The 24,533-nt window shown below is 59.7% G+C and carries 17 protein-coding genes; 14 read left to right on the top strand and 3 right to left on the bottom strand.

All coding sequences use genetic code 11. The features are described from left to right. Positions 1-155: 155 nt before the first annotated feature. On the bottom strand, positions 156-1,346 hold the full coding sequence (locus NPX02_RS08110; RefSeq protein WP_260293005.1) for an amino acid aminotransferase: 1,191 nt from the start codon (positions 1,344-1,346) through the stop codon (positions 156-158). Positions 1,347-1,474: 128 nt separating this feature from the next. On the opposite strand from NPX02_RS08110, the gene hemW reads away from it, so the two are divergent. The 4 genes from hemW (at position 1,475) to NPX02_RS08090 (ending at position 5,485) form a co-directional block, all read left to right on the top strand. After that, complete coding sequence (gene hemW, locus NPX02_RS08105; protein WP_260293004.1) at positions 1,475-2,638, top strand: radical SAM family heme chaperone HemW; 1,164 nt, start codon at positions 1,475-1,477, stop codon at positions 2,636-2,638. 327 nt (positions 2,639-2,965) lie between these two features. Beyond that, complete coding sequence (locus tag NPX02_RS08100; protein ID WP_260293003.1) at positions 2,966-3,328, top strand: DUF3135 domain-containing protein; 363 nt, start codon at positions 2,966-2,968, stop codon at positions 3,326-3,328. 103 nt (positions 3,329-3,431) lie between these two features. Then, a complete protein-coding gene (gene rpmE / locus NPX02_RS08095) occupies positions 3,432-3,635 on the top strand; it encodes a 50S ribosomal protein L31 (RefSeq protein ID WP_260293002.1) in 204 nt (67 codons plus the stop codon). 554 nt (positions 3,636-4,189) lie between these two features. Next, complete coding sequence (locus NPX02_RS08090; protein WP_260293001.1) at positions 4,190-5,485, top strand: citrate synthase; 1,296 nt, start codon at positions 4,190-4,192, stop codon at positions 5,483-5,485. On the opposite strand, the gene NPX02_RS08085 is transcribed toward NPX02_RS08090, so the two are convergent. Both NPX02_RS08085 and NPX02_RS08080 read right to left on the bottom strand, forming a co-directional pair. Continuing rightward, on the bottom strand, positions 5,482-6,087 hold the full coding sequence (locus NPX02_RS08085; RefSeq protein WP_260293000.1) for a hypothetical protein: 606 nt from the start codon (positions 6,085-6,087) through the stop codon (positions 5,482-5,484). The genes NPX02_RS08090 and NPX02_RS08085 overlap by 4 nt on opposite strands. A 166-nt stretch (positions 6,088-6,253) precedes the next feature. After that, the gene (locus NPX02_RS08080; RefSeq protein WP_260292999.1) at positions 6,254-8,638 is read right to left on the bottom strand and encodes a penicillin-binding protein 1A; all 2,385 of its coding nucleotides are present in this window, start codon (positions 8,636-8,638) and stop codon (positions 6,254-6,256) included. Positions 8,639-8,862: 224 nt separating this feature from the next. On the opposite strand from NPX02_RS08080, the gene NPX02_RS08075 reads away from it, so the two are divergent. The 10 genes from NPX02_RS08075 (at position 8,863) to NPX02_RS08030 (ending at position 24,334) form a co-directional block, all read left to right on the top strand. Then, a complete protein-coding gene (locus tag NPX02_RS08075; RefSeq protein ID WP_260292998.1) occupies positions 8,863-9,939 on the top strand; it encodes a pilus assembly protein PilM in 1,077 nt (358 codons plus the stop codon). A gap of 1 nt (position 9,940) precedes the next feature. After that, the gene (locus tag NPX02_RS08070) at positions 9,941-10,498 is read left to right on the top strand and encodes a PilN domain-containing protein (protein WP_260292997.1); all 558 of its coding nucleotides are present in this window, start codon (positions 9,941-9,943) and stop codon (positions 10,496-10,498) included. Continuing rightward, positions 10,495-11,079: a type IV pilus inner membrane component PilO gene (locus NPX02_RS08065; protein ID WP_260292996.1), complete on the top strand. Its 585-nt coding sequence runs from the start codon at positions 10,495-10,497 to the stop codon at positions 11,077-11,079. Before NPX02_RS08070 ends, NPX02_RS08065 begins: the two co-directional genes overlap by 4 nt. Next, complete coding sequence (locus tag NPX02_RS08060; RefSeq protein WP_260292995.1) at positions 11,079-11,612, top strand: pilus assembly protein PilP; 534 nt, start codon at positions 11,079-11,081, stop codon at positions 11,610-11,612. The genes NPX02_RS08065 and NPX02_RS08060 overlap by 1 nt, the downstream gene beginning before the upstream one ends. Positions 11,613-11,856: 244 nt before the next feature. Then, positions 11,857-13,896 (top strand): type IV pilus secretin PilQ, encoded by a 2,040-nt coding sequence (gene pilQ / locus NPX02_RS08055; protein ID WP_260292994.1) that lies wholly within the window; start codon positions 11,857-11,859, stop codon positions 13,894-13,896. Positions 13,897-14,271: 375 nt separating this feature from the next. Beyond that, positions 14,272-14,790, top strand: coding sequence for a shikimate kinase AroK (aroK, locus tag NPX02_RS08050; protein WP_260292993.1), 519 nt, complete (start codon positions 14,272-14,274; stop codon positions 14,788-14,790). A gap of 305 nt (positions 14,791-15,095) precedes the next feature. Next, positions 15,096-16,190, top strand: a complete 1,095-nt coding sequence (gene aroB, locus NPX02_RS08045; protein WP_260292992.1) for a 3-dehydroquinate synthase — start codon at positions 15,096-15,098, stop codon at positions 16,188-16,190. After that, positions 16,187-17,992: an AAA family ATPase gene (locus tag NPX02_RS08040; RefSeq protein WP_260292991.1), complete on the top strand. Its 1,806-nt coding sequence runs from the start codon at positions 16,187-16,189 to the stop codon at positions 17,990-17,992. The genes aroB and NPX02_RS08040 overlap by 4 nt, the downstream gene beginning before the upstream one ends. A gap of 247 nt (positions 17,993-18,239) precedes the next feature. Continuing rightward, positions 18,240-22,880: a glutamate synthase large subunit gene (gene gltB, locus NPX02_RS08035; protein ID WP_260292990.1), complete on the top strand. Its 4,641-nt coding sequence runs from the start codon at positions 18,240-18,242 to the stop codon at positions 22,878-22,880. Between the two features lie 2 nt (positions 22,881-22,882). After that, positions 22,883-24,334, top strand: coding sequence for a glutamate synthase subunit beta (locus tag NPX02_RS08030; RefSeq protein ID WP_260292989.1), 1,452 nt, complete (start codon positions 22,883-22,885; stop codon positions 24,332-24,334). Positions 24,335-24,533 lie beyond the last annotated feature (199 nt).

Raw genomic sequence — 24,533 nt, 5'->3', positions numbered from 1 at the left:
TTACGTCCGGGGATGGCGGGAGCGGTCTTGGATGGATGGCGTGTGCCGCCAGGTACCGCCTGATCGAAACGGTACAACCCAGCCCGGCCATCGATAAATAAGGGCGGCCAGCATGTTCGCTGACCGCCGCTTATCTCCTCCAGGCGAGCCCAGATTTACAGCACCTGGGCGATACCGCTGCAGAGGGCATCCATGTTGTTGCGGGTCATGCCGGCGACGCTGATCCTGCCCGAGCCGACGATATAGATGCCGAACTCCTCTTTCAGGCGTTTCACCTGGTCCGGGTTCAGTCCGGAGAAGGAGAACATGCCGCACTGACGGCTGATAAAGCTGAAGTCCTGGCTTACCCCCTTCTCTTTCAGGGTGGCCACGAACAGATCGCGCATCGCCTGGATGCGGTCCCGCATCTCGGCCACCTCTTTCTCCCACTCGGCATAGAGGGAGGCATTGTTGAGGATGGTGGTGACGATACCGCTGCCGTGGAATGGCGGATTGGAGTAGTTGGCACGAATGATCGACTTGATCTGGCTGAAGGCGTTATCCGCCTGATCGGCCTCTTTCGCCAGCAGGGTGATACCGCCGACGCGCTCGTTATAGAGCCCGAAATTCTTCGAGAAGGAGCTGGCCACCAGCAGCTCGGGATTGTGTTCGGTGAAGATGCGCAGGCCGGTCGCATCGTCCTGAATGCCCTTGCCGAAACCCTGGTAGGCGAAGTCGAACAGGGGTAGCCAGCCGCCGGCCGCCGACAGCTTCGCCAGCTCCTCCCACTCCGCGGTGGTGGGGTCGATACCGGTCGGGTTGTGGCAGCAGCCGTGAAGCAGCACGGTATCACCGGCAGCCACCTGCTGCAGGGAATTTTTCATGGCGGCGAAGTCCTTGTCCTTGGCTTCGGCGTCGTAGTAGTCGTAAGTGATCACTTCCAGGCCGGCCGCCTGGAAGATGTTGGCGTGGTTGGCCCAGGTGGGGTTGCTCACCCAGATGCGCCGGCTGGGCATGTGCCGGGCGATAAATTCGGCGCAGATGCGCAGGGCGCCGGTGCCGCCGGGGGCATGGGCCGAACGCGCGCGACCGCTGCTGATGATGTCACTGTCATTGCCGAACAGCAGGCGTTGCACGCCCAGGCCGTACTCGGAGGTGCCTTCAATGCTGAGATAGCTCTTGCTGGTCTCCTGGGTCAGCAGCTGCTCTTCAGCCTTTTTGACGCATGAGAGGATAGGGGTGGTGCCCGCCTCATCCTTGTAGATTCCGACGCCGAGATTGATTTTGCCGGTGCGGGTATCCTTCTTGAAGGCTTCCGTCAAACCAAGGATGGGATCGGCCGGCGCGGCACTGAGCTGTTCAAACATTTTTATCCTCATGCGAGTGATTAGTGACAAATGGGCCAATATGCTACCCCCTGTTCGCAGTGTTGCAAAGCGGTTAATGTTGATGGGGCGAAAACCGGATTTGATGGTTATGGAATGAGGAAGGATAGATGAGTCAAATGCCATTGTTGCCGCCGCTGGGGCTCTATATCCACCTGCCCTGGTGTGTGCGCAAATGCCCCTATTGCGACTTCAATTCCCACGAGGCGCGGACCGGCATCCCGGAGGCGGCCTATATCGAGGCCCTGCTGGCGGATCTCGATTTTGAGCTGGCCGGCGGCTGGGCCCGGATGCGTGAGTTGCAGAGCATTTTTATCGGCGGCGGCACCCCGAGCCTGTTTTCCGCCGAGTCGATCCAGCGGCTGCTGCGGGGCGTGCGCGAGCGGATCTCCTGTGTCGCGGGTATGGAGGTGACCCTGGAGGCGAATCCCGGCACCCTCGAGCACGGACGTTATCTCGGCTATCGGCAAGCGGGGGTGAACCGCCTCTCCATCGGAGTGCAGAGTTTTCAGCAAGACTCCCTTGTCCGGCTGGGCAGGATCCATGGCCCCGAGGAGGTCCATGCGGCGATCGACAGTGCCCGCTCGGCCCGGTTTGAGTCGGTCAATCTGGACCTGATGTGCGGCCTGCCGGGGCAGACCCTGGCGATGGCCGGCGAGGATGTCCGACTGGCCATCGACGCCGCTCCCGATCACATCTCCTATTATCAATTGACGCTGGAGCCGAATACCCCCTTCCATCGCCAGTCGCCCCGGGCCATGCCGGGCGAGGACGCGGCGGCCGATCTCCAGGCCGAGGGGCGGCGGTTGCTGGCGGCGGCCGGCTATCGGCAGTATGAGGTGTCGGCCTACGCGCACAACGGCCGAGTCTGTCGGCACAATCTCAATTACTGGCAGTTCGGCGACTACATCGGTATTGGAGCGGGGGCGCACGGCAAGCTCACCTCCGCCCCCCCCTGGCAGGTGCGGCGCAGATGGCGGGTGAAGCGTCCGGAGGAGTATCTGCGCGGCGCCGGCCGCAGGGGGGCGCTCTCCGGAGAGAGCCGACTCGATGGCGCGGACCTTTTTATTGAATTCATGATGAACACGCTGAGACTGAAGCAGGGCTTCGCGGTGGCGCTGTTTGCCGAGCGCACGGGGCTGGACGAGGCGTATTTGTGGGGCAGGCTGGCAAATCTGCTGGAACGGGGCATGTTGCTCCACGAGGCCGGCACTGTCAGAACATCGGAAGCCGCCTGGCTGTTTTTGGACGACGTGGTGGGCGGACTGCTTTGATTTGGACCCGCGCAAGGATAATTCCGTGGTACCGAGGGCGTTCCTGGACCCCGCTGGCAAGGCGCGCTTTGTTCCCTTGCCAAATAGCGTAACGCCGCCAGCGGGGTCCAGGGGCGACCGAATACAGGAACTTATTCTTGCGCGGGTGCGTGGCGCGTCAGTGTGCCGACAGTCTCCTAAAGTACGACCAATATTATAACTATCAGCCTCTTAGGTCCCGGGTGGTATTGCGACTCAGGGCAGCCGGTCGTGCTCTGTGCTAGGATTTCACTGTGAGGCCGCCAAGCGGTGGAGGGAGCGGCAGGCGTTGGTAAGGAGGGATGGTCAATGGAGCGGACGGGAGGCAAGCTGGATTTTGATTGTTGGCTGAAGCTGGCCAGTACCGACCTGCTGGCCTTCGAGGCGTTGCGCCGCTCGACTATCGATGAAGTCATCAGGCAGGCACCCAAGGCGCAACAGGATAGGCTGCGCCGGCTGCAGTGGCGTATCGACCAGGAGCGACGACGCTCCGGTAGCCCGATGGGGGCCTGCATCCGTATATCCAGGATGATGTGGGAGCAGATGATGGGTGAGGGCGGGCTGGTCGACCGCCTCCACGATCTCGGCAGCGGCGCGTACTCCGCCCGGGCGGGCAGCGGAAAGTCGGCAAAGGTCATCCCGCTGCTTCCCGGGCGCGGCAGGCGAAACTAGGCAATCACCGGGTAAGTATTGCGGGGAATGGTGGAGTTGGCTATAATGCCCCGTTCACCCCGTCCTAATTTTGCGGGTAGTTTGAGTTTATTCAGAGGCTGTCATGAAAGCGGATATCCACCCCAAATACGAAGAGATTAAAGTGGCTTGCAGCTGCGGGAACGAGTTTACCACCCGTTCAGCGCTGTGCGAGGATCTGCACGTGGAAGTCTGCTCAGCCTGCCATCCGTTCTTCACCGGAAAACAGAAGATCATGGATACCGCTGGCCGTGTAGACAAGTTCCGCAAGCGTTATTCGCGCGGTTGAGCGTAGCGTAAAGCAGAAAACAGATAAAAGGCACTTCGGTGCCTTTTATTTTATTCAGGGATGGAAATATGCCGTGGAGGCCAGGGATGATGGCCGGGAGCGGCTTTGCCGCCCGCTTGAGAGGCGCTAGTGGCCCCGCAACCGCAGGCGGTCCTGGCTCGGGCGCACCCGGCGTTGATTGCACCGGCCTCGAATCCGGGCGTTTTCAAACCGATGGACTATGCTTAACGCGTCTTTGCACAACGCATAATCGACACCCTTTCGCCTTCTGGTATTCGGCAGTATTCATTATTTCAATGTGCTGTATTAAAAAATGCAGTCATTGCGTCCAAATAAGGTTTTGGTAGCATTGCGGCGATTGCAAAATCCCGAAAGACTCCGCGTCTCAACGTGGCCGCAACCGATTTTATTTAATAATTTGCCGAAAAGTCAGGCAGTACAAGGAAAACTATGTTTGGATGGTTGTCCTATTAAGTGTCTGAGGGGTTGTTCTGATCGGCCGACTGTTATATAAAAGGCCAGTTAGCCAGTTTATGGCAGGAGAAAGTGAACTTATGTCAGATAAAAAAGTAACCTTAACCAACGAAGTGGATGGAACCTCTGTAGAGCTGCCTGTGTATAAGGGCACTGAAGGACCTGAAGTCGCCGACATCTCGACCCTCTACAAGAACACCGGGATGTTTACCTACGATCCCGGTTTCGTGGCCACGGCAAGCTGCCGTAGCGCGATTACCTACATTGATGGAGACAAGGGGATCCTGCGTTATCGCGGCTACCCCATCGAGCAGTTGGCCAAAGAGGCCAGCTTTCTCGAAGTCGCCTATCTGCTGATGTATGGCGAGCTACCGAAGGCCGAGGAGCTGGCCTCATTTGATAACACCATCCGCCACCACACCATGATCAAGGAGACCCTGAAGAACTTCTTCGATGGTTTCCAGTATGACGCCCACCCCATGGGTATCATGGTCGGTGTGGTTGGATCGCTCTCCGCCTTCTATCACGACTCGCTGGATATCAATAATCCGCGGCATCGTGAGATTTCCGCCCACCGGCTGATTGCCAAGATGCCGACTATCGCGGCGGCCAGCTATAAGCACAATGTTGGCGAACCCTTCATCTATCCGCGAAATGATCTGGATTATTGCGAAAACTTCCTGCGCATGATGTTCAGTAATCCCTGCGAGGATTACACCCCGGATCCCGTCGCGGTGAAGGCGATCAATATGCTGTTCATCCTGCATGCCGATCATGAGCAGAACGCCAGTACTTCAACCGTTCGTCTCTCCGGCAGTTCGCAGGCCAATCCGTTCGCCTGTATCGCCGCCGGTATCGCTTCCTTGTGGGGCCCCTCGCACGGCGGCGCCAACGAGGCGGTTCTGGATATGCTGGAAGAGATCGGGGATGTTTCCCAGATCGACAAGTATATCGCCAAAGCCAAGGATAAGAACGACCCGTTCCGTTTGATGGGCTTCGGTCACCGGGTCTACAAGAACTTCGACCCGCGCGCCACACTGATCCGCGAAGTGTGTCACGAAGTGCTCGAGAACATGAAGGACAACAATAATCCTCTGTTCGAGCTGGCCCTGCGCCTTGAGCAGGTGGCATTGGAGGATGAGTACTTCGTCGAGCGCAAACTGTATCCCAACGTCGACTTCTACTCCGGTATCATCTATCAGGCCCTGGGTATCCCGACCAGCATGTTCACCGTGATGTTTGCGGTTGCCAGGACGGTCGGCTGGGTGGCGCACTGGATGGAGATGATGGACGATCCCGAGCAGAGAATCGGGCGCCCACGCCAGCTCTACACCGGCGCGCCGATGCGGGATTACGTCCCGGTGGGCAAGCGTTAGTCTGACTCGAGCATCGTTAGCAGTTTGTTCAGCGACGCCCCCTTCTGGGGGCGTCCTTCTGTCGGGTCCAGCGGCATGTTGTGCCGCTCCGACTCCGGAAGGACCAGCAGTTCCAGCCGGTGCTCTCCGGCATGGAAACTGAATAACGTCCGTGCGGCGCGCTTTTTATTGCTGTAATCCAACGGCAGCTCACGCTGTCGAAAGGGGATCTTCCAGTCCATCAATGAGATGGCCACGGCCTCCACGGTGTCCGAGAAGAGCACCAGGCTGATGGGGGTGTGCTGGTTGGCAATCCCGCTCAGTACCGGGCCGATAAGGCGCGGATGGTATTGGCTGAACAGTCGCATGGCCGCCACCGCGCTCTCCCTGAGCTGGCGCAGCTGCGCGCCCTGGGTCGCCGACTGAAACAGTTCCAGGTGGTTTTTCAGGGCCAGCTCGATTTCGCGGTTTTCCGGTAGCTGGCGCTGGTCCGTGCAGCGCAGTCGCCTGGCGGCTTTAGTGCGAGCCTGGGCATAGCTGAGATCACTCTGTTCGGCGATCAATTGCGCAGCCTCAATGGCGATCTGATGTCTGAGCGCGCGGGGCGCTGAACGACGGGGCATGATAATGATGCTCCTGGTTAGGGCTGGTCAATAATCAACCATCACATCTTGCAGGTCTTTTCGTCCACCCTCGGTGTTGCGCCAAGGCTTGCTTCGGGCGTTCTGCGTGCCTTGAAGGCTAACGAAAATCCGGCACAAGCTAGAACTGTTATTGCTTTCCAGGCCCTCAGAATATCTGCTCCTCACTGGCAGTTCCCTTGATGGGCTGTCCCGGCTCGCTGTTCGACACCGCCTCACCGGAGAGTTCCTTGGGGGCGTTTTCGCTACGAAAAACTTCAAATATGGCGTCGGACTGATCGACGCTGGCACGCTTTCCCGTTTGTGGGTCGATGCGTACGGTGACCATACCGGTTGGTACCTTAAGCGGCTGTTCGGGGATATCCTTTAATGCGCTTCCCATGAACTCGATCCAGGCCGGTAGTGCGGCGCGGCCGCCGACTTCGCCCCTGCCGAGCGGTTTGGACGAATCAAAGCCGACCCAGGTGATCGCCACCAGAGAGCGGTTGAAGCCGTTGAACCAGGCGTCCCGCTGGTCGTTGGTGGTGCCGGTCTTGCCGGCAAGGTCCGAGCGCCCCAGGCTGCGTGCCTTGACGGCGGTGCCCTGGGTGATGACATCGCGCATCATGGAATTCATCAGGTAGTGATTCTGCGGTGAAATCACCCGTTCCGCGAGCGGCAGTTCACTGTTGCCCGCCGCTGTGCAGCCGTCGCAGACCGTGACCGGGGTGGCCTGAAAGATCAGTTCACCATTGTCCCTTTCGATGCGGCTGATAAAGTGGGGTTCGATCCTGAACCCGCCATTGGCCAGAATGGCATAGGCCGAGGCCATCTGCAGCGGGGTCACCGCGCCGCTGCCCAGGGCCAACGAAAGGTTGTGCGGCAGATCGGCGGGATTGAAGCCGAACTTTTTGGCGTGTTCCAGGGCGTGGGCAATCCCCATGGAACGCAGCAGGCGGATGGAGACGAGGTTGCGCGACTTGGTCAACGCATATCTCAGTCGGGTGGGACCAAAGAACTTTCCGCTGTAGTTCTCCGGGCGCCAGGCCCCTTCCAGGCTGGGATCATCGAACACCACGGGGGCGTCATTGATCAGGCTGGCGGCAGTGAAGCCGGCCTCGAGCGCGGCGGAGTAGATGATGGCCTTGAAGCCGGATCCCGGCTGGCGCATGGCCTGGGTAACCCGGTTGAACTTGCTGTGATAGAAATCATAGCCACCGGTCAGGGCCATGATGGCGCCATTGTCCGGATGCAGTGCGACAAAAGCGCTCTCGGCGGCGGGGATTTGGGCCAGTCGGAGGGTAGGCCCGGTATCGCTCTCGCTGATCAGCACCCTGACCAGGTCCCCCGGTTGAATGATCTCGCTGGCCTGCCGGGGTTTTGCGCCAACCTGATTTTCGCTCTTGAATGGTTGAGCCCACTCCATCCCGGTCCACGACAGGGTTTCATGGCGGCCTTCGCCGAGATAGAGTGTGGCGCTTTTCTCCTCGATGCCGGTGACAATGGCGGGCAGCAGGTCGCCAACTATCCGGTGATCCCTGAGCAGTGCATCCAGCGTCTGGTTATCTTCGTCACCCGAGAGCTTGAGGTGCTGCTCCGCACCGCGGTAGCCATGCCGCAGGTCGTAGGATTGCAAGTTGTTTCTGAGCGCCTGGTTGGCGACGGACTGCAGCTTGCTGTCGATGGTGGTATAGACATTAAAGCCGGTGGTGTAGGCGTCGTTGCCATAACGCTCATACATTTCCGCCCTGACCATTTCGGCGACGTAAGGGGCATCGGCCTCGGTCTGTGCGGTATTCAGTGCTGCGGTGAGGGGTACGGACCGCGCCGCTTGCTCTTCCGCATCATTGATAAAGCCCAGCTTGGCCATCCGGCCGAGGACGTAGTCCCGCCGTTGCATTGATCGTTCCGGGTCGGCCAGCGGGTTGTAGCGAGAGGGCGCCTTTGGCAGGCCCGCGATCATGGCAATCTGGGGCAGGGTCAACTGGTCTACGGTCTTGCCGTAGTAGACCATGGCGGCCGCGCCGATCCCATAGGCGCGATTTCCCATGTATATCTTATTAAGGTATAACTCCAGGATCTCCTGTTTTGTCAGTTCGTGTTCAATCCGGAGGGATAGGAAGATCTCGCTGAATTTCCGCGTGAAGGTCTTTTCGCTGGAAAGGAAGAAATTTCGTGCCACCTGCATGGTGATGGTGCTGCCGCCCTGTCGGCGTTCGCCGGTAAGCAACAATTGATAGGCGGCGCGCAGCAAGCCCTTGTAATCGACACCCGGGTGTTCGAAAAAGCGGTCATCCTCGGCGGCCAGAAAGGCCTGGACCAGGGGTTCTGGGATATCTTCATAGGCCAGAGGGATGCGGCGCATTTCACCAAACTCGGCGATGAGTTTGTCGTCACTCGAGTAGACCCGTAACGGGACCTGGAACTGGACGCTTTTCAGGCTCTCGATCGAGGGGAGTGACGGCTCGAGATAATAGTAGAGTGAGGCGACGGTGAGGGCGCCGGTTAGGGATCCCAGCAGGCTGAGCCAGAGGAAAAACTTGATCGGTTTCATTAACCACTTCATGAGCCAGTTCACGGATTGTGTATTGATGGGGATCCAGAATATATTGTCCAGAATATGTGGCTATACTACCAAATATGTGTTGTTGTGACAGTCTTGGATAAAAAATACTTCACAAGAAAATCATTTACTGCTATATAGTTAACTATTCTAATTAAAGGAAAACCTAAAAGTTCTCCGTAAAGCTATATTTTAATTGCGAGAAAGGAAACGCGATGGTCCCTTTTTTCGGCTCCAAGAAGCAGGCGATGCTTGGCCTGGATATCAGTTCCACGGCAGTCAAACTGCTAGAGTTGAGTAAGTCGTCAGGCCGGTCGGGCGCCCAGTTCAGGGTTGAAGCCTACGCGGTAGAACCGCTTCCGGCAAATGCCGTGGTGGAGAAGAATATAGCCGATGTCGACGCCGTCGGTCAGGCCATTCAGAATGTGGTCAGGCGTTCCGGTACCAAGGCACGCCAGGCTGCGGTGGCCGTCTCCGGGTCTGCGGTAATCACCAAGATCATCACCATGCCCGCCTCGCTCTCCGATGCGGAGATGGAGAGTCAGATTCAACTTGAGGCCGATCAGTACATCCCCTATCCGCTGGAAGAGGTGAACCTGGATTTTGAGGTCCTGGGGACTTCGGAGAAGAGCCCGGAAATGATGGATGTGCTGCTGGCGGCCTCGCGCAGCGAAAATGTCGATGACCGGGTGGCGGCCCTGGAAATTGCCGGTTTGGCGGCCAGCGTTGTCGACGTCGAAGCCTACGCCATGGAGAACGCCTTCAGCCAGATCGTCGATCAGCTGCCGGACAGCGGCGACGATCAGACGGTTGCCATCGCGGACATCGGGGCGACCACCACGACGCTGAATGTGCTGCGCAACGGCAAGATCATTTATACGCGGGAACAGAATTTTGGCGGCAGGCAGTTGACCGAGGAGATTCAGCGGCGTTACGGTCTCTCGCATGAGGAGGCCGGCATGGCAAAACGTCAGGGCGGGTTGCCGGATAATTATCTGCCTGAGGTGCTGGAGCCGTTTAAGGAGGCGATGGCTCAACAGGTAAGTCGTTCGTTGCAATTCTTCTTCTCGTCCAGCGCCTATAACAGTGTCGACTACATCATCCTGGCCGGCGGGAGTTCGTCAATCCCGGGCGTTGATGAACTGATCGAGGAGAAGATAGGCACGCCCACGGTTGTGGCCAATCCCTTCGCCAACATGTCGGTATCATCCAATGTAAAACCCCAGGGACTGAGTAACGACGCGCCGTCGCTGATGATTGCCTGCGGACTCGCATTGAGGAGTTTCGACTGATATGGCCCATATAAATCTACTTCCCTGGCGGGAAACCCTCAGAAAAAAGCGCCAAAAGGACTTCGGCATGTCGGTGCTGCTTGCGCTGATACTGACCGGTGCCGCCGCGGGGGGAGTGCACTTCTATATCGAGGATATGATCAGCCACCAGGGAGCGCGCAACGGCTATCTGGGGCAAGAGATTGCGATCGTCGATAAAAAAATCAAAGAGATACAGGATCTGGAGAAGCAGAAAGCGCAACTGATTGCGCGCATGAATGTGATCCAGTCACTACAGGGCAGCCGACCGCAGATCGTGCACCTGTTTGACGAACTGGTTACTACCATTCCGGATGGTACCCACCTGACCAAGCTGGATCAGAAGGGGGGGGCGATAACATTGAATGGAGTCGCCGAGTCCAATGCCCGCGTCTCCGCCTACATGCGTAATATCGATACTTCGGCCTGGTTGGGTGGGCCGTCCCTGCAGGTGATCACCAGCACCGAAAGATCCAAGGGTATATTCACCCTGACGGCCAAACAGATCGACCGCAATAAGGAAAAGGGGGATCAGCAGTGAACCTTCAGGAGTTGAATGAACTTGATTTCAACAATATCGGCGGTTGGCCGACGCCCGTAAAGGCGTTTATTATTATCCTGCTCTGCGTCGGAGTCGCCGTCGGCTGGTACTATTACAACACCGAAGAGCAGTTGCTCAACCTGGAGACCGCAGAGAAGAAGGAGTTGAGCCTGCGTGCCGAGTTTGAGCGCAAGCAGGCCAAAGCGGTAAATCTGGAGAAATACAAGAAGCAGCTGGAAGAGATGAAGCAGTCCTTCGGCGCCATGTTGCGACAGTTGCCGAACAAGACCGAAGTGGCGGATCTGCTGGTGGATGTATCGCAAACCGGTTTGGCCGCGGGCCTGGAATTCGAGCTGTTCGGTCCGCAGGCTGAAGTCCCGCGCGAGTTTTACGCCGAATTGCCGATACAGCTGCGGGTATTCGGCAATTACCATGAACTGGGGGCCTTTATCAGTGGCCTGGCCGCCCTGCCGCGCATCGTCACCATCCATGACGTCTCCGTGACGCCCCGCGCCGAGGGGGTGCTGGTGATGACCGCGACGGCAAAGACATACCGCTATCTGGAAGAGGAGGCGAATTGATGACGTATAACAAGATCATTCGTCTTGTACCTTTGCTGGCCGCTGTTCTCCTGCTGTCTGCCTGTGCCGACCGGAGCATGCACGATCTGAAAAGCTATGTGGATGAAGTGAAATCCAGGAAGGCCGGGCACATTGAGCCATTGCCGGAAATCAAGCCGATTGAGACTTTCGCCTATCTAAGCGACGGCCGGCGCAGCCCGTTTGAGTCACAGGCCCAGGGCGAGGAGTCGCTCGGACAGAATGCAGGCGATGGATTCGGGCCGGACTTCAACCGCCGCAAGGAGGAGCTGGAGAGTTATCCGCTGGATTCGCTGCGCATGGTGGGGCTGCTGGAGCAGTTGGGGATTACATGGGCGTTGATCCAGACACAAGAGAGAACGATTCACCGGGTTAAGGCGGGCAATTATCTGGGGACAAACCACGGGCAGATAACCCAGATCAATGAAACCCAGGTTGAGTTGACGGAGATCATTCCGGACGGTCAGGGCGGTTACCGTGAGCGGCAGGCCTCCTTGGCATTGGCAGGAGAGTAACAGGGCTATGTTAATGAAAAATAAACCACTTGACGTAAAACGGTGGAACCAGCCTCAGGGTCAGGGTGTGGCGACGGATGTGATGAATTCCATCCTCAGGTTCGTAAACGGTACATCCCTGTACCCCTCCTCCATCCTTGGGTCCGTAAACGGTGCACCCCTGCACCACTCCTCCCGGCGGCTGTTCCTGGCAGTTGTTCTCCTGTTCCTGTGTTCGCTGACACCCGTTTTCGCGGCGGACAATGTGCTGAAAGAACTGACTTTCTCCGCGTTGCCTGGCGACGATGTGGTCATTACGCTGCGTGCGGATAAACCGATTGAACGGCCACAGATGTTCACCACCGATAATCCCGCACGCATTGCGCTGGATTTTTTTGGCATGTCCAACGGGCTGAGCAGCAAAACCCAGGCAATCGGGATTGGCAATACCCGTAGCGTCACGGCTATTGAGGCGGGAGACCGCACCCGGGTGGTGGTCAATCTGGTTGAAGCGACAGGCCACGATATCGTGGTGAACGGAAACCAGCTGGAAATCACCATCAAGGGTGGTGCCCGGGTGGCCTCCTCCGGCAGAACAGCCACCGCGGCGGCACCCGCCGTGCCAGCTTCCCCGGACACGGCCGGGGAGCCGGTGGACAGTCTGCGCAATGTGGATTTCCGGCGGGGTGATGGCGGCGAGGGGCAGGTGATCCTGACCCTGGGCAATCCGGCAGCCGCCGTGGATATGCGCGAGGAGTCAGGCCGGATCGTCCTGGATATCCTCAATACCTCGCTGCCGGAGCGGTTGATGCGCAAGTTTGATGTGGGCGATTTCTCCACCCCGGTAAAACAGTTCGAGGTCACCAGCCAGGGCGAGAATGTGCATATCGAGATCACCGCAATGGGTGAGTACGAACACCTCGCCTACCAGGCCAATGATCTCTTTACTGTCGAATTTCGCGCCCTGACCAAGGAGGAAAGAGAGGAGATGCAGCGGCGCAAGGAGACGTTCACCGGTGAACGGTTGTCTCTCAATTTCCAGGATATCGAAGTGCGCGCCGTACTCCAGCTGCTGGCGGATTTCACCGGTCTGAATCTGGTCACCTCGGATACGGTTAGCGGCAATATCACCCTGCGGTTGAAGAATGTTCCGTGGGATCAGGCGCTAAGCATCATCATGAAAACGCGCGGTCTCTCCATGCGCCAGAATGGCAACGTCCTGCTGATTGCGCCAACCGAAGAGATAGCCGCGCGCGAAAAGCTGGAGCTGGAGTCGCAGCGCCAGATCGAGGAGTTGGCGCCGCTGTTTTCGGAATACATACAGCTGAACTATGCCAAGGCGACCGATATACAGAAACTGTTGAAGGCGGAAGGCAATCAGCTGCTGACGCCTGAGCGTGGCAATGTCACTTTCGATGAAAGGACCAATACCCTGCTGGTACGCGATACCGCCGCCAAACTTGACGATATCCGGCGGCTGATCACGCGGCTCGATGTGGCCGTCCGGCAGGTGCTGATCGAGTCCCGTGTGGTGATCGCCAATGATGATTTCGCCAGGGATATCGGCGTGCGTTTCGGCCTCAGCACCCACCTCAAGCAGGACGGTAACTTCCTGGATATCAATGGCACCCAGGCGGGCTACATCGGTAACACGGCCGGCTTGCATGAGGGCTCCCTGGAGTCGCCCGCCGGTTCCGGTATGGAGGGGCTGCTGGTCAATCTCCCACAGACCCTGAGTTCATCCAGGGGCGGGGCAATAAACTTTATCGCCGGGAAGCTCGGTTCCTATCTGCTGCAGCTGGAGCTCTCCGCCATGCAGCAGGAGGGCAAGGGCGAGGTCGTTTCCAGCCCCCGGGTGGTCACATCGGATCAGAGTACCGCGGTGATCAAGCAGGGTGTCGAGATCCCCTATCAGGAGGCCAGTTCCAGTGGCGCGACCACGGTCTCGTTCAAGGAGGCGGTGCTGAAGCTTGAGGTGACCCCCCATATCACCCCGGATGATCGGATTATCATGGATCTCAATATCTCCAAGGACAGTCCCGACTTCTCCCGTTCGGTCTTGGGCGTGCCGCCAGTGGATACGCGGGAGGTTGAGACCTCCGTGCTGGTCGAGAACGGCGAAACCGTGGTCCTGGGCGGTGTATTCGAGCGTTCGGAGACGCGCAGAAATGAACGTGTCCCATTCTTCGGCGATCTCCCCTATGTGGGCTTCATGTTCAAACAGGAACTGCGTACGGATGAGAACCGGGAACTGTTGATCTTCGTCACCCCGAAGATCCTCAAGGAGACCCTGTCAGCCCGCTGATACACGGCTCTCCTGGTTGCACCCGGAAGGGTCTATCCGCGCGGATAGACCCTTCTTGTTTGGGGCGGCCGGACAACGCAGCGCGTGAAGCGCTTATGCCTTGCGGGCGTTGCGTGGAGCACAACGGCGAAGCGGCCCGCCAATCCGAAGCCTGGGATTGCTGCGTCGCGCAAACCCCTGGCAATGGCCGGGAACGGTGCGGCGGCACCTCGCAATGACGGGGAAAAGTTTGCCGTGGTCCGGGACCGCGCAACGGGTGGCCCATGAACAACTGGACCAGGATTTCTGCCGATAGCCCGGAAATATCCGGCGATTCGTGTTGATGGTCCATTTTTAATTGTCTGTTGATAGAAAATCTGGCATACCTAGCGCTCTATGAATCATCCAAACAATATCTTTCTGATTGGGCCCATGGGGGCTGGTAAAAGCACCATCGGTCGTCAGGTGGCCGCATTGCTCGGCCTGGATTTTGATGATACCGATCACGAGATCCAGCGACGTACTGGGGTCGATATTCCCACCATATTCGACTATGAGGGTGAGGAGGGATTCCGCAAGCGCGAAAGCGCCGTGATCGAAGATCTTACCCAACAAGCGGGGCTGGTGCTGGCCACCGGGGGTGGTTCGATCCTCGATCCGGATAATCGACGCAACCTGAGCAGCCGCGGTTTTGTGGTCTATCTCTACTGTAGCCCGGAACAGCAGTATGAACGTACCCTGCGGGACCGGAGTCGGCCGCTGTTGCAGACAGAGGATCCTCTGGGCACCCTGCAGGCGCTGATGGCGGAGCGCGATCCCCTGTATCGGGAGACGGCGGATATCGTCGTGACTTCAGAGAAGCGTAGTGCTTCGGCGGTGGCCAATGAGATTGTCAGAAAGCTCAGGGCCGAGTGATTCCCGGCGGCAATTCTAAATATGGCTTATTTCTGGTTTACGCGCAGTTTCGATACCCCGGAAACCGGCCATAGGGCGCCCCATGGGCGCCGTCGGCGGGTACGGCCCGCCCTATGCGCAAGGCTCGGCTCGTTGGGGTGCGTACTTCACTCCAACCGCACTGTAGAACCACGGATTCACACAGATAAACACAGATTCAGAATGCTGACCCCCTCTCCGCGTGTATCTGTGTCCATCCGTGGTTCTTTTGAATAGTTACCATTTTTTTGCCAAACCCAGTTATTAACCAGAATTATTATCGCATAATGAATAACCAGACCAGCATTTTGAATGTTAATCTCGCCGAGCGCTCTTATCCCATCTATATTGGTACCGATCTGCTTGGCGACAGTGCGGTCTACCGCCCCCATATCCATGGACAGCAGGTGCTGATCGTGTCGAATACCACGGTGGCGCCCCTCTATCTGGAGACGGTCCAGGCAGCGCTTCGGGAGTTTCGGGTCGAGTCGGTCATTCTGCCGGATGGCGAGCAGTACAAGACCCTGGCGGTGTGGCAAGGGATTATTGATGCATTGCTGGAAAACCGCTTCGACCGGCGCTGTACGGTGATCGGTTTGGGTGGTGGGGTGGTGGGCGACATGGCGGGTTTCGCCGCCGCCTGTTACCAACGGGGCGTCTATTTCATCCAGGTGCCCACCACGCTCCTGGCGCAAGTGGATTCATCGGTTGGCGGTAAAACCGGTGTGAATCATCCGCTGGGAAAAAATATGATTGGCGCATTTTATCAACCACAGTGCGTCATTGCCGATATTCAGACGCTGGCTACCCTGGACAAGCGCCAACTCTCCGCCGGGCTGGCGGAAGTGATCAAATACGGGCTGATCGGCGACCCGGAATTTTTTGTCTGGCTGGAACAGAATATGGACAGTCTGATGGCCCGGGACCAGGCTCTGCTGAGCTATGCCATTGAGCGTTCCTGCAGCGATAAGGCCGGTGTCGTGGCGGCGGACGAACGCGAGGCCGGCAATCGTGCCCTGCTCAACCTGGGACACACCTTTGGCCATGCCATCGAAACGGGGATGGGTTATGGTGAGTGGCTGCATGGTGAGGCCGTCGGCGCCGGTATCTGCATGGCGGCGGATTTTTCCCGCCGGCTGGGTTGGCTGACGGCGTCCGATCAGGCCCGGATCACGGCACTGATCGCCCGAGCCGGCCTGCCCACCCATCCGCCGGAGAGCATCGATGCCGATCGGTTCATGCAACTGATGTCGGTTGACAAGAAGGTGCTGGCACAGAAAATTCGCTTGGTTCTGATGAATCAGCTGGGCTCTTCCGTAGTGACCGATGATTTTGATTCAGAACTTTTGAAGGTGACCCTGAATGGGTATGGACCTGAATGAGTATGGATCAGCGGCCGGCTGACGCGGTAGCGAGCGCCGAATCAACTCACCGGCATGACAGGACGCCCACCCCGGGGAGATCTGAGGCGTTTTTTTCAACTCCGGAGCTCAGGCAACGCCTGGATCTGCTGCGGCATCTGACGGATAACAGTGAGAAAATACTGTTAATCAAAGGGGCCACCGGTTCCGGTAAGAGTACCCTGCTGCAACAATTCCGCGATTTATCCCGGGAGGATTGGGCGCTTTGCTGTCTGACGGCGGACCACATGCTGCAGCCCGACCAGTTCTTCTCACTCCTCTATCGGCGTTTCGGGCTGACCGGTCCCGCGGCGATGAATATCGAGGAGCTGCTCAAGCGCTTCGAGATGCTGCATGCCGCCGGACGGTTACCGGTGATAGTGGTCGATGACGCCCAGCTGCTCCCGGTAGCGACACTGATCGCCTTGTTCCGGCTTTTTGAGCGTCGTCCCGGCAGCCGGGCGCTGATTCGGGTGGTGCTGTTTGCCACGCCCGAGATCAATGCGCAGTTCCAGACGCCGCAACTGCAGGCGATGAATCTCCAGAGTGTCCAGTCTCTTGAGATGCCGCTGTTTGATGCGGCGCAGGCGCAGGCATTTATCGGGTTTCTGCTCGATACCGAGGGTAAGCCGGCGGGCCTGAAACTGGCGCCCGGACGAATTGAGCGGATTATCAGGGACGCCGCGGGAGTGCCGGGCGTGCTGGAAGAGCGACTGCAGGGCGTTTTTGCCGGTGCCTCCAAGCCTGCCGAGGCGGTGGTTGCGCAATCCACCGCAAAGCAACGGTTCGGTATTCGAGCGGTGGTGTCAGACCTGCCGCTGTCGGTGCTGATGGGCGCGCCCTTGCTGCTGGTACTGCTGCTGCTGACACTGGTTTTTCAGGATGAGATCAATCGGCTGTTCGATCAGACGGAAGCCGATCCGGCCGTGGAAGGCGTTACGAGCTTCACAGATGGGAGGTTGCATCCCCTGCAACTTCCGCAACCCGGGTCGGGAACGGCGCGCGAGACGGAAGGCCCCGGGATAGGGGAGCGGCTGGAGCAAGCGCCGCCCCTGGGGACGGCTCCCCGGACGGACCAGCCGCCGCAGCTGTTAGCGGGGCCGGAACCAGAAGCGGAAACAGCAACGGAACCGGAACCGGAACCGGAACCGGAAACAGCAACGGAAACAGAGCAGGCGCCAGGGCCGGCGGTCATCCCGCCGACTGCCGCGGAGGCGATGGCGTCGCAACCGGGCGTGACGGATGAACCGGCCACACCCAAACCCGGCACAGCGCCGGCCGCCGGGGAAGTGGCCAGCGCGGTTAACGATGTGTCACCTGCCGGTGAGGCGTCACCACCCGATAATCTGCCGGCCGGCGAGGACGCTCCCGGGGCGGGCGGCACGCCCGTGGTCGAAGAGGATGCCGCTGCCGAGTCGCCAGGGCTCGCGGCAAGGCCCGCCGCCGCGACTGATGGCGCGGATTCGGCGACCCCCACCGCCGGGAAGCGCCTTCGGGACGAGCGTTGGATATTGACCCGGAGTCCCGTTGCCTACACACTGCAGCTGGTGGGTGTCAGGGATGAGCCGGCCGCCAGGCGGTTTATCGAGCAACACCGGCTACGCGGGGACGTTGCCTACTTCAAGACGACCCGGTCGGGCCAACCATGGTACTCGGTGATCCATGGCGTCTATGGGGACCGATCCAGCGCCCTCAAGGGCCGGGAGACCCTGCCGCCCGCGCTGCGCAATAGCGGTGTCTGGCCCCGTACCTTTGCCTCCGTCCAGGCGGCCATGGGTAAATAAAGGACGGAAATCCGTAGCGGATACCCACTCCATCTAGGGAAATTAAAGCTGTTCAGTAAATTGCTGGCCTGGAATAAAGTTTTCCATTATCCTGCAGGGTTCTGTCCGGCCGGAATTCCTTGTGATGGACATTCTTCGGCCATTTTGGACGAACCTCGAAGAGTGTTTTTTCGGGTCTTACGTCCATGTTTACAACGGGTAGAGAGCAGTTGTTGCCGTATTCTGCCCCGATGAGATGAGGTTTACGATGGGCCAAGGCGCTTTGCCAGCGAAGCAGGGACTCTATGATCCCCGTAACGAACACGACGCCTGTGGCGTCGGTTTTGTCGCCAATATCAAGGGCCGTAAGAGCCGCAGGATTGTCGAACAGGGCTTGGAAATCCTGGAGCGGCTGACGCACCGTGGTGCGGTCGGCGCGGACCCGCGCGCGGGTGACGGCGCCGGTATCCTGATTCAGATACCCGATCACTTTTTCCGTGAGCAGCTGGATTTCACCCTGCCGGAACCGGGCGAGTATGCGGTCGGCATGCTGTTCCTGCCGCGCGATGAGGCGGCGCGGGCACGGGCCGAGAGCACGGTCAACCGGTTTGTCGAGGATGAGGGGCAGCAGATTATCGGCTGGCGCGAGGTGCCGGTGGATAATGAAGGTCTTGGGTACAGCGTAAAGCCAACAGAACCTTCCATCAAACAAGTATTTATCGGCCGTGGAGCCAATTGCCCGGAGCGGGCGGCCTTCGAGCGCAAACTGTTTGTCATTCGCAAACAGATCGAGAAGGTGATTCGTGAAACCGGCCTGGAGAAGGGCGAGTCGTTCTACTTCACCTCCCTCTCCTCCCGCACCATCACCTACAAGGGGATGCTGCTGTCCGATCAGGTGGGCGAATATTATCCCGACCTGAAGGACGAGCGCATGGTCTCGGCGCTTGCGCTGGTCCATCAGCGCTTCTCCACCAACACCTTCCCGACCTGGGATCTGGCCCATCCGTTCCGCATGATCGCCCACAACGGCGAGATCAATACCCTGCGCGGCAACGTCAACTGGATGGCGGCACGCAAGCACTCCATGGCCTCCGAGATCCTGGGTGACGACCTGGCCAAGGTATGGCCGTTGATCCCGGAGGGACAGTCCGACTCCGCGTCGTTCGATAACGCCCTGGAATTGCTGGTGCAAGGGGGTTACTCCCTGGCCCACGCCATGATGATGCTGATCCCCGAGGCCTGGTCGGGCAATCCGTTGATGGATGAAAGCCGCCGCGCCTTCTACGAGTACCACGCCGCCCTGATGGAGCCGTGGGACGGACCGGCCGCGGTCGCCTTCACCGACGGCCGGCAGATCGGCGCCACCCTGGACCGCAACGGCCTGCGCCCGGCGCGTTATCTGATCACCGACGACGACATGGTGATGATGGCCTCGGAGATGGGGGTGCTGGATATCCCGGAGGCACGCATTATCAAGAAGTGGCGCCTGCAGCCGGGCAAGATGTTCCTGATCGACCTGGAAGAGGGACGTATCATTGACGATGCGGAGATCAAGGCGCAGCTCTCCACCGAGCACCCCTACCAGGATTGGCTGGATCAGACCCAGATCCACCTGGATCATCTGCCGAAAGTGGTGGGTGCCATGTCGCCGGATCCCGCGACCCTGCTGGACAGCCAGCAGGCCTTTGGCTACACCCAGGAGGATATCAAGTTCCTGCTGACACCGATGGTGCTGACCGGCCAGGAGGCGACCGGTTCGATGGGCGCGGACAATCCGCCGTCGGTGCTCTCCAACCGGCCGCGGCACCTGTCGACCTACTTCAAACAGAATTTTGCCCAGGTCACCAATCCGCCCATCGACCCGATCCGCGAAGAGATCGTGATGTCGCTGGTGTCGCTGATCGGCCCCCGCCCCAACCTGCTGGGTATCGGCCAGAGCAAGCCGGCCATGCGCCTGGAGGTGCATCAGCCGATCCTGACGAACAGCGACCTGGAGCGGATCCGCAATATTGAAGACAACACCGGCGGCGCCTTCCGCACCCGTACCCTGAGTATCTGCTTCAAGGCGGCCAAGGGTGCGACCGGTCTGAAGCTGGCCCTGGATGCCCTGGGTCACGCCGCCGAGAAGGCGGTGCTGGAGGGGTTCAATATCCTGATCCTCTCGGATCGCCGTGTGGATGCGGATAATATCGCCATCCCGGCCCTGCTGGCGGTCTCGGCGGTGCATCACCACCTGATCCGCAAGGGGCTGCGTACCGAGTCGGGGTTGGTGGTCGAGACCGGCGCAGCACTCGAGGTACACCACTTCGCCACCCTGGCGGGCTACGGTGCGGAGGCGATCAACCCCTATGTGGCGTTCGATACCATCCAGTCCCTGCTGTCGGCCCTGCCGGAACAACTCGGCTTCAAGGATGCGCAGAAACGCTATATCAAGGCGATCGGCAAAGGCCTGAAGAAGGTGATGTCGAAGATGGGGATCTCGACCTACCAGTCCTACTGCGGGGCGCAGATCTTCGATGCCGTGGGCCTCACCGGCAGCTTCGTCGACCAGTATTTCACCGGCACCTCCAGCCTGATCGAGGGCGCCGGACTGGACGAGATCGCCCAGGAGGCGGTGCGTCTGCACGCCAATGCCTACGGCAACAATCCGATCTACCGCAGACACCTGGATGTGGGGGGCGATTATGCCTACCGGCAGCGCGGCGAAGTGCACGCCTGGACCCCGGATACCATCGCCAAGGTGCAGCACGCCTCGCGGGCCAACGATGCCAGGAGCTATGCCGAGTTTTCACACCTGATCAACGAACAGGATGAGCGCCTGCTCGCCTTCCGCGGGCTGTTCGATTTCAACTGGGCGAGTGAACCGGTGCCTCTGGACGAGGTGGAGCCGGCGAAGGAGATCGTCAAGCGTTTCGCCACCGGGGCCATGTCCTTCGGCTCGATCTCCCATGAGGCCCACTCCACCCTGGCGATGGCGATGAATGCCATCGGCGGCAAGTCCAATACCGGTGAAGGGGGTGAGGAGCCGAGCCGTTTCAACCCACTGCCGGACGGCTCGCCCAATCCGCAGCGTTCCGCCATCAAGCAGGTGGCCTCCGGCCGCTTTGGCGTGACCACCGAATACCTGGTCAATTCGGACGATATCCAGATCAAGATGGCGCAGGGCGCGAAGCCGGGCGAAGGCGGTCAGCTGCCGGGCCACAAGGTCAATGCGCAGATCGCCCGGGTGCGTCACTCCACCCCGGGTGTAGGCCTGATCTCGCCGCCGCCGCATCACGACATCTACTCGATCGAGGATCTGGCCCAGCTGATCCACGACCTGAAGAACGTGCAGCCGAAATCGCGCATCTCGGTCAAGCTGGTCTCCGAGGTGGGTGTCGGTACCGTGGCCGCCGGTGTCTCCAAGGCGCATGCCGACCATGTCACCATCTCCGGTTTCGACGGCGGTACCGGGGCATCGCCCCTCACCTCCATCAAGCATGCCGGCTCCTCCTGGGAGATCGGTCTGGCGGAGACCCATCAGACGCTGGTGCTGAACCGGCTGCGCGGGCGTATTGCCGTCCAGGTCGACGGCGGCCTGCGTACCGGACGCGACGTGGTGGTCGGCGCGCTGTTGGGGGCCGACGAGTTCGGTTTCGCCACCGCGCCGCTGATCGTCGAGGGCTGTATCATGATGCGCAAATGCCATCTGAATACCTGCCCGGTGGGCGTGGCCACCCAGGATCCGGAACTGCGCAAGCGGTTTACCGGCAAGCCGGAGCATGTGATCAACTACTTCTTCTTTGTCGCCGAGGAGGTGCGCCAGCTGATGGCCAAGCTGGGCTTCCGCAACTTCAACGAGATGATCGGCCAAAGCGACCGTCTGGATACCCGCAAGGCGGTGACCCACTGGAAGGCCAAGGGGCTCGATTTCTCGCGCATCCTGGCGAAACCGGTGGCCGGTGAGGGCGTGGCGATCCATAACACCGAGGTCCAGGACCACGGGCTGGACAAGGCGATGGATCATCGCCTGATCGAGTTGGCCCAGCCCGCGCTGGAGCGCGGCGAGGCGGTCAGGATCGAGATCGATATCCACAACTACAACCGCACCTTCGGCGCCATGCTCTCCGGACGGGTGGCCGAGAAATACGGCCACGCCGGTCTGCCTGAGGACACCATCTACGTCAAGGCCAGGGGCACGGCGGGCCAGTCTCTGGGCGCCTGGCTGACCCGGGGTGTGACCATCGAACTGGCGGGTGAAGGCAATGACTACGTCGGCAAGGGGCTCTCGGGCGGGCGCATCGTGGTCTATCCGCCGGCGGAGTCGGGCATCGACAAGGCCGAAGAGAACATCATTGTCGGCAACACCGTGCTCTATGGCGCCATCGCCGGCGAGTGCTATTTCCGCGGGGTCGGCGGCGAGCGCTTCGCCGTGCGCAACTCGGGCGCCACGGCGGTGATCGAGGGGGTCGGCGACCACGGTTGTGAATACATGACCGGGGGCGTGGTGGTCTGTCTGGGCTCGACCGGGCGCAACTTTGCCGCCGGCATGTCCGGCGGCATCGCCTACGTACTGGATGAGGACGGCAGCTTCGAACAGCGCTGCAATCTCTCCATGGTCGACCTGGAGCCGATCCGGGACGAAGACGATGCGTTGGAGACGCTGGATCATCAGGGCGGCGACCTGGAGACCAAGGGGCGGGTCGATGTCAGTCACGACATGACCCGTTTCGACTCCATCCGTCTCCGGCAGTTGATTGAGAACCACCTGCATTACACCAACAGTACCGTTGCTCAGAAGATCCTCGACAACTGGGGTGAGTATCTACCGAAGTTCGTGAAGGTGATGCCGGTGGATTATCGTCGCGCCCTGATGGAGATGCAGGTGGCGCAGGCGCGAGGTAGTGAAGTTGTCAAGGGGGGTCGCTAATCATGGGTAAGCCAACAGGTTTCAAGGAGTATCCGCGTCAGGACCGCAGCTACGCGCCGGTCGCCGACCGGCTGACTCATTTCAACGAGTTCACCATCGAACTGAGCAGCGACGAGCTGAGTATTCAGGGCGCGCGGTGCATGGACTGTGGCATCCCCTTTTGTCACAAGGGGTGCCCGGTGGACAATATCATCCCCGACTGGAATGACCTAGTTTACCACAATGACTGGAAATCGGCCATCGAGGTACTCCACTCCACCAATAACTTTCCCGAGTTTACCGGGCGCATCTGCCCGGCGCCCTGTCAGGAAGCGTGCACGCTCAACCTCACCGATGAGCCGGTGACCATCAAGAGCATCGAGCTGGCGATTGTCGAGAAGGCGTGGGAAGCGGGCTGGATCCAGCCCCAGATCGCCCGCCACAAGAGCGGCAAACGGGTCGCCATCGTCGGTTCCGGACCGGCCGGACTGGCCTGCGCCCAGCAGTTGGCGCGGGTGGGTCACTCGATCTCGGTGTTCGAAAAAGAGAACCGTATCGGCGGGTTGCTGCGTTACGGGATTCCCGATTTCAAGCTGGACAAGAAGGTGATCGACCGCCGCATGGGGCAGATGCAGGCGGAAGGGGTCAAGTTCCACGCCAATACCCACATCGGCCTCGATATTCCGGCCAAGGTCTTGGTGGACAAGTTTGACGCGGTGGTACTGACCGGCGGCTCCGAGCAGCCGCGGGACCTGCCGGTACCGGGACGCGAGCTGAACGGCATCCACTTTGCCATGGATTTCCTGCGCATGAACAGTCACCGGGTGCAGGGTGACGAGGTCGGGGACGGGTTCATCTCCGCCGCGGGCAAGCACGTGGTGGTGATTGGTGGTGGCGATACCGGATCGGATTGCATCGGCACCTCCAACCGCCAGGGCGCGGAGTCGGTGACCCAGATCGAGATCATGCCGCGGCCGCCGGAAAAAGAGGACCATCTGACCATCTGGCCTTACTGGCCGAACAAGCTGCGCACCTCCTCCTCCCAGGAAGAGGGCTGCGAACGGATCTGGAGTGTCGCCACCAAGGCATTCCTGGATGATGGGAAGGGCAATGTCAGGGCGGTCCGCTGCATCAAGGTGGAGTGGCAGCAGAGCGACTCGGGCGAGTGGAAAATGAGCGAGGTGGCCGGCTCCGAGTTCGAACTCCAGGCCGACCTGGTGACCCTGGCGATGGGCTTTGTGCATCCGGTGCATGACGGCATGATCAATGAGCTGGGCGTGGGCCTGGATAGCCGTGGCAACGTCAAGGGGGATACCGAAGGGAACGAGGCGTACCGCACCTCCATCGGTGGGGTGTTCGCGGCCGGCGACATGCGCCGCGGGCAATCGCTGGTGGTCTGGGCGATTCGTGAGGGCCGCCAGTGCGCCCGCGCCGTGGATGAGTACCTGATGGGGAGCTCCGAGTTGCCGCGCTGACGATTTATCGCCGGAGGCGGTTGGCAAAAAGGGTGGTGGCCGGGAGGGCCACCGCCCTTTTTTTATCCAGGGATCGCAGGATCGTAAAGCACCCCAACGAGGCAATGCCGGGACGGGCGTAGGGGCAACCCCCTGCGGTAAATCCTTGCCAAGAGATGCTGAGGCTAAACCTCGCCAAATTTAGCATGGCTGGGCAAGC

The organism is Sedimenticola hydrogenitrophicus, assembly GCF_025175675.1.
GTDB classification, from domain to species: Bacteria; Pseudomonadota; Gammaproteobacteria; order Chromatiales; family Chromatiaceae; genus Sedimenticola; species Sedimenticola hydrogenitrophicus.
This window is presented reverse-complemented; position numbering and strand designations above follow the sequence as displayed.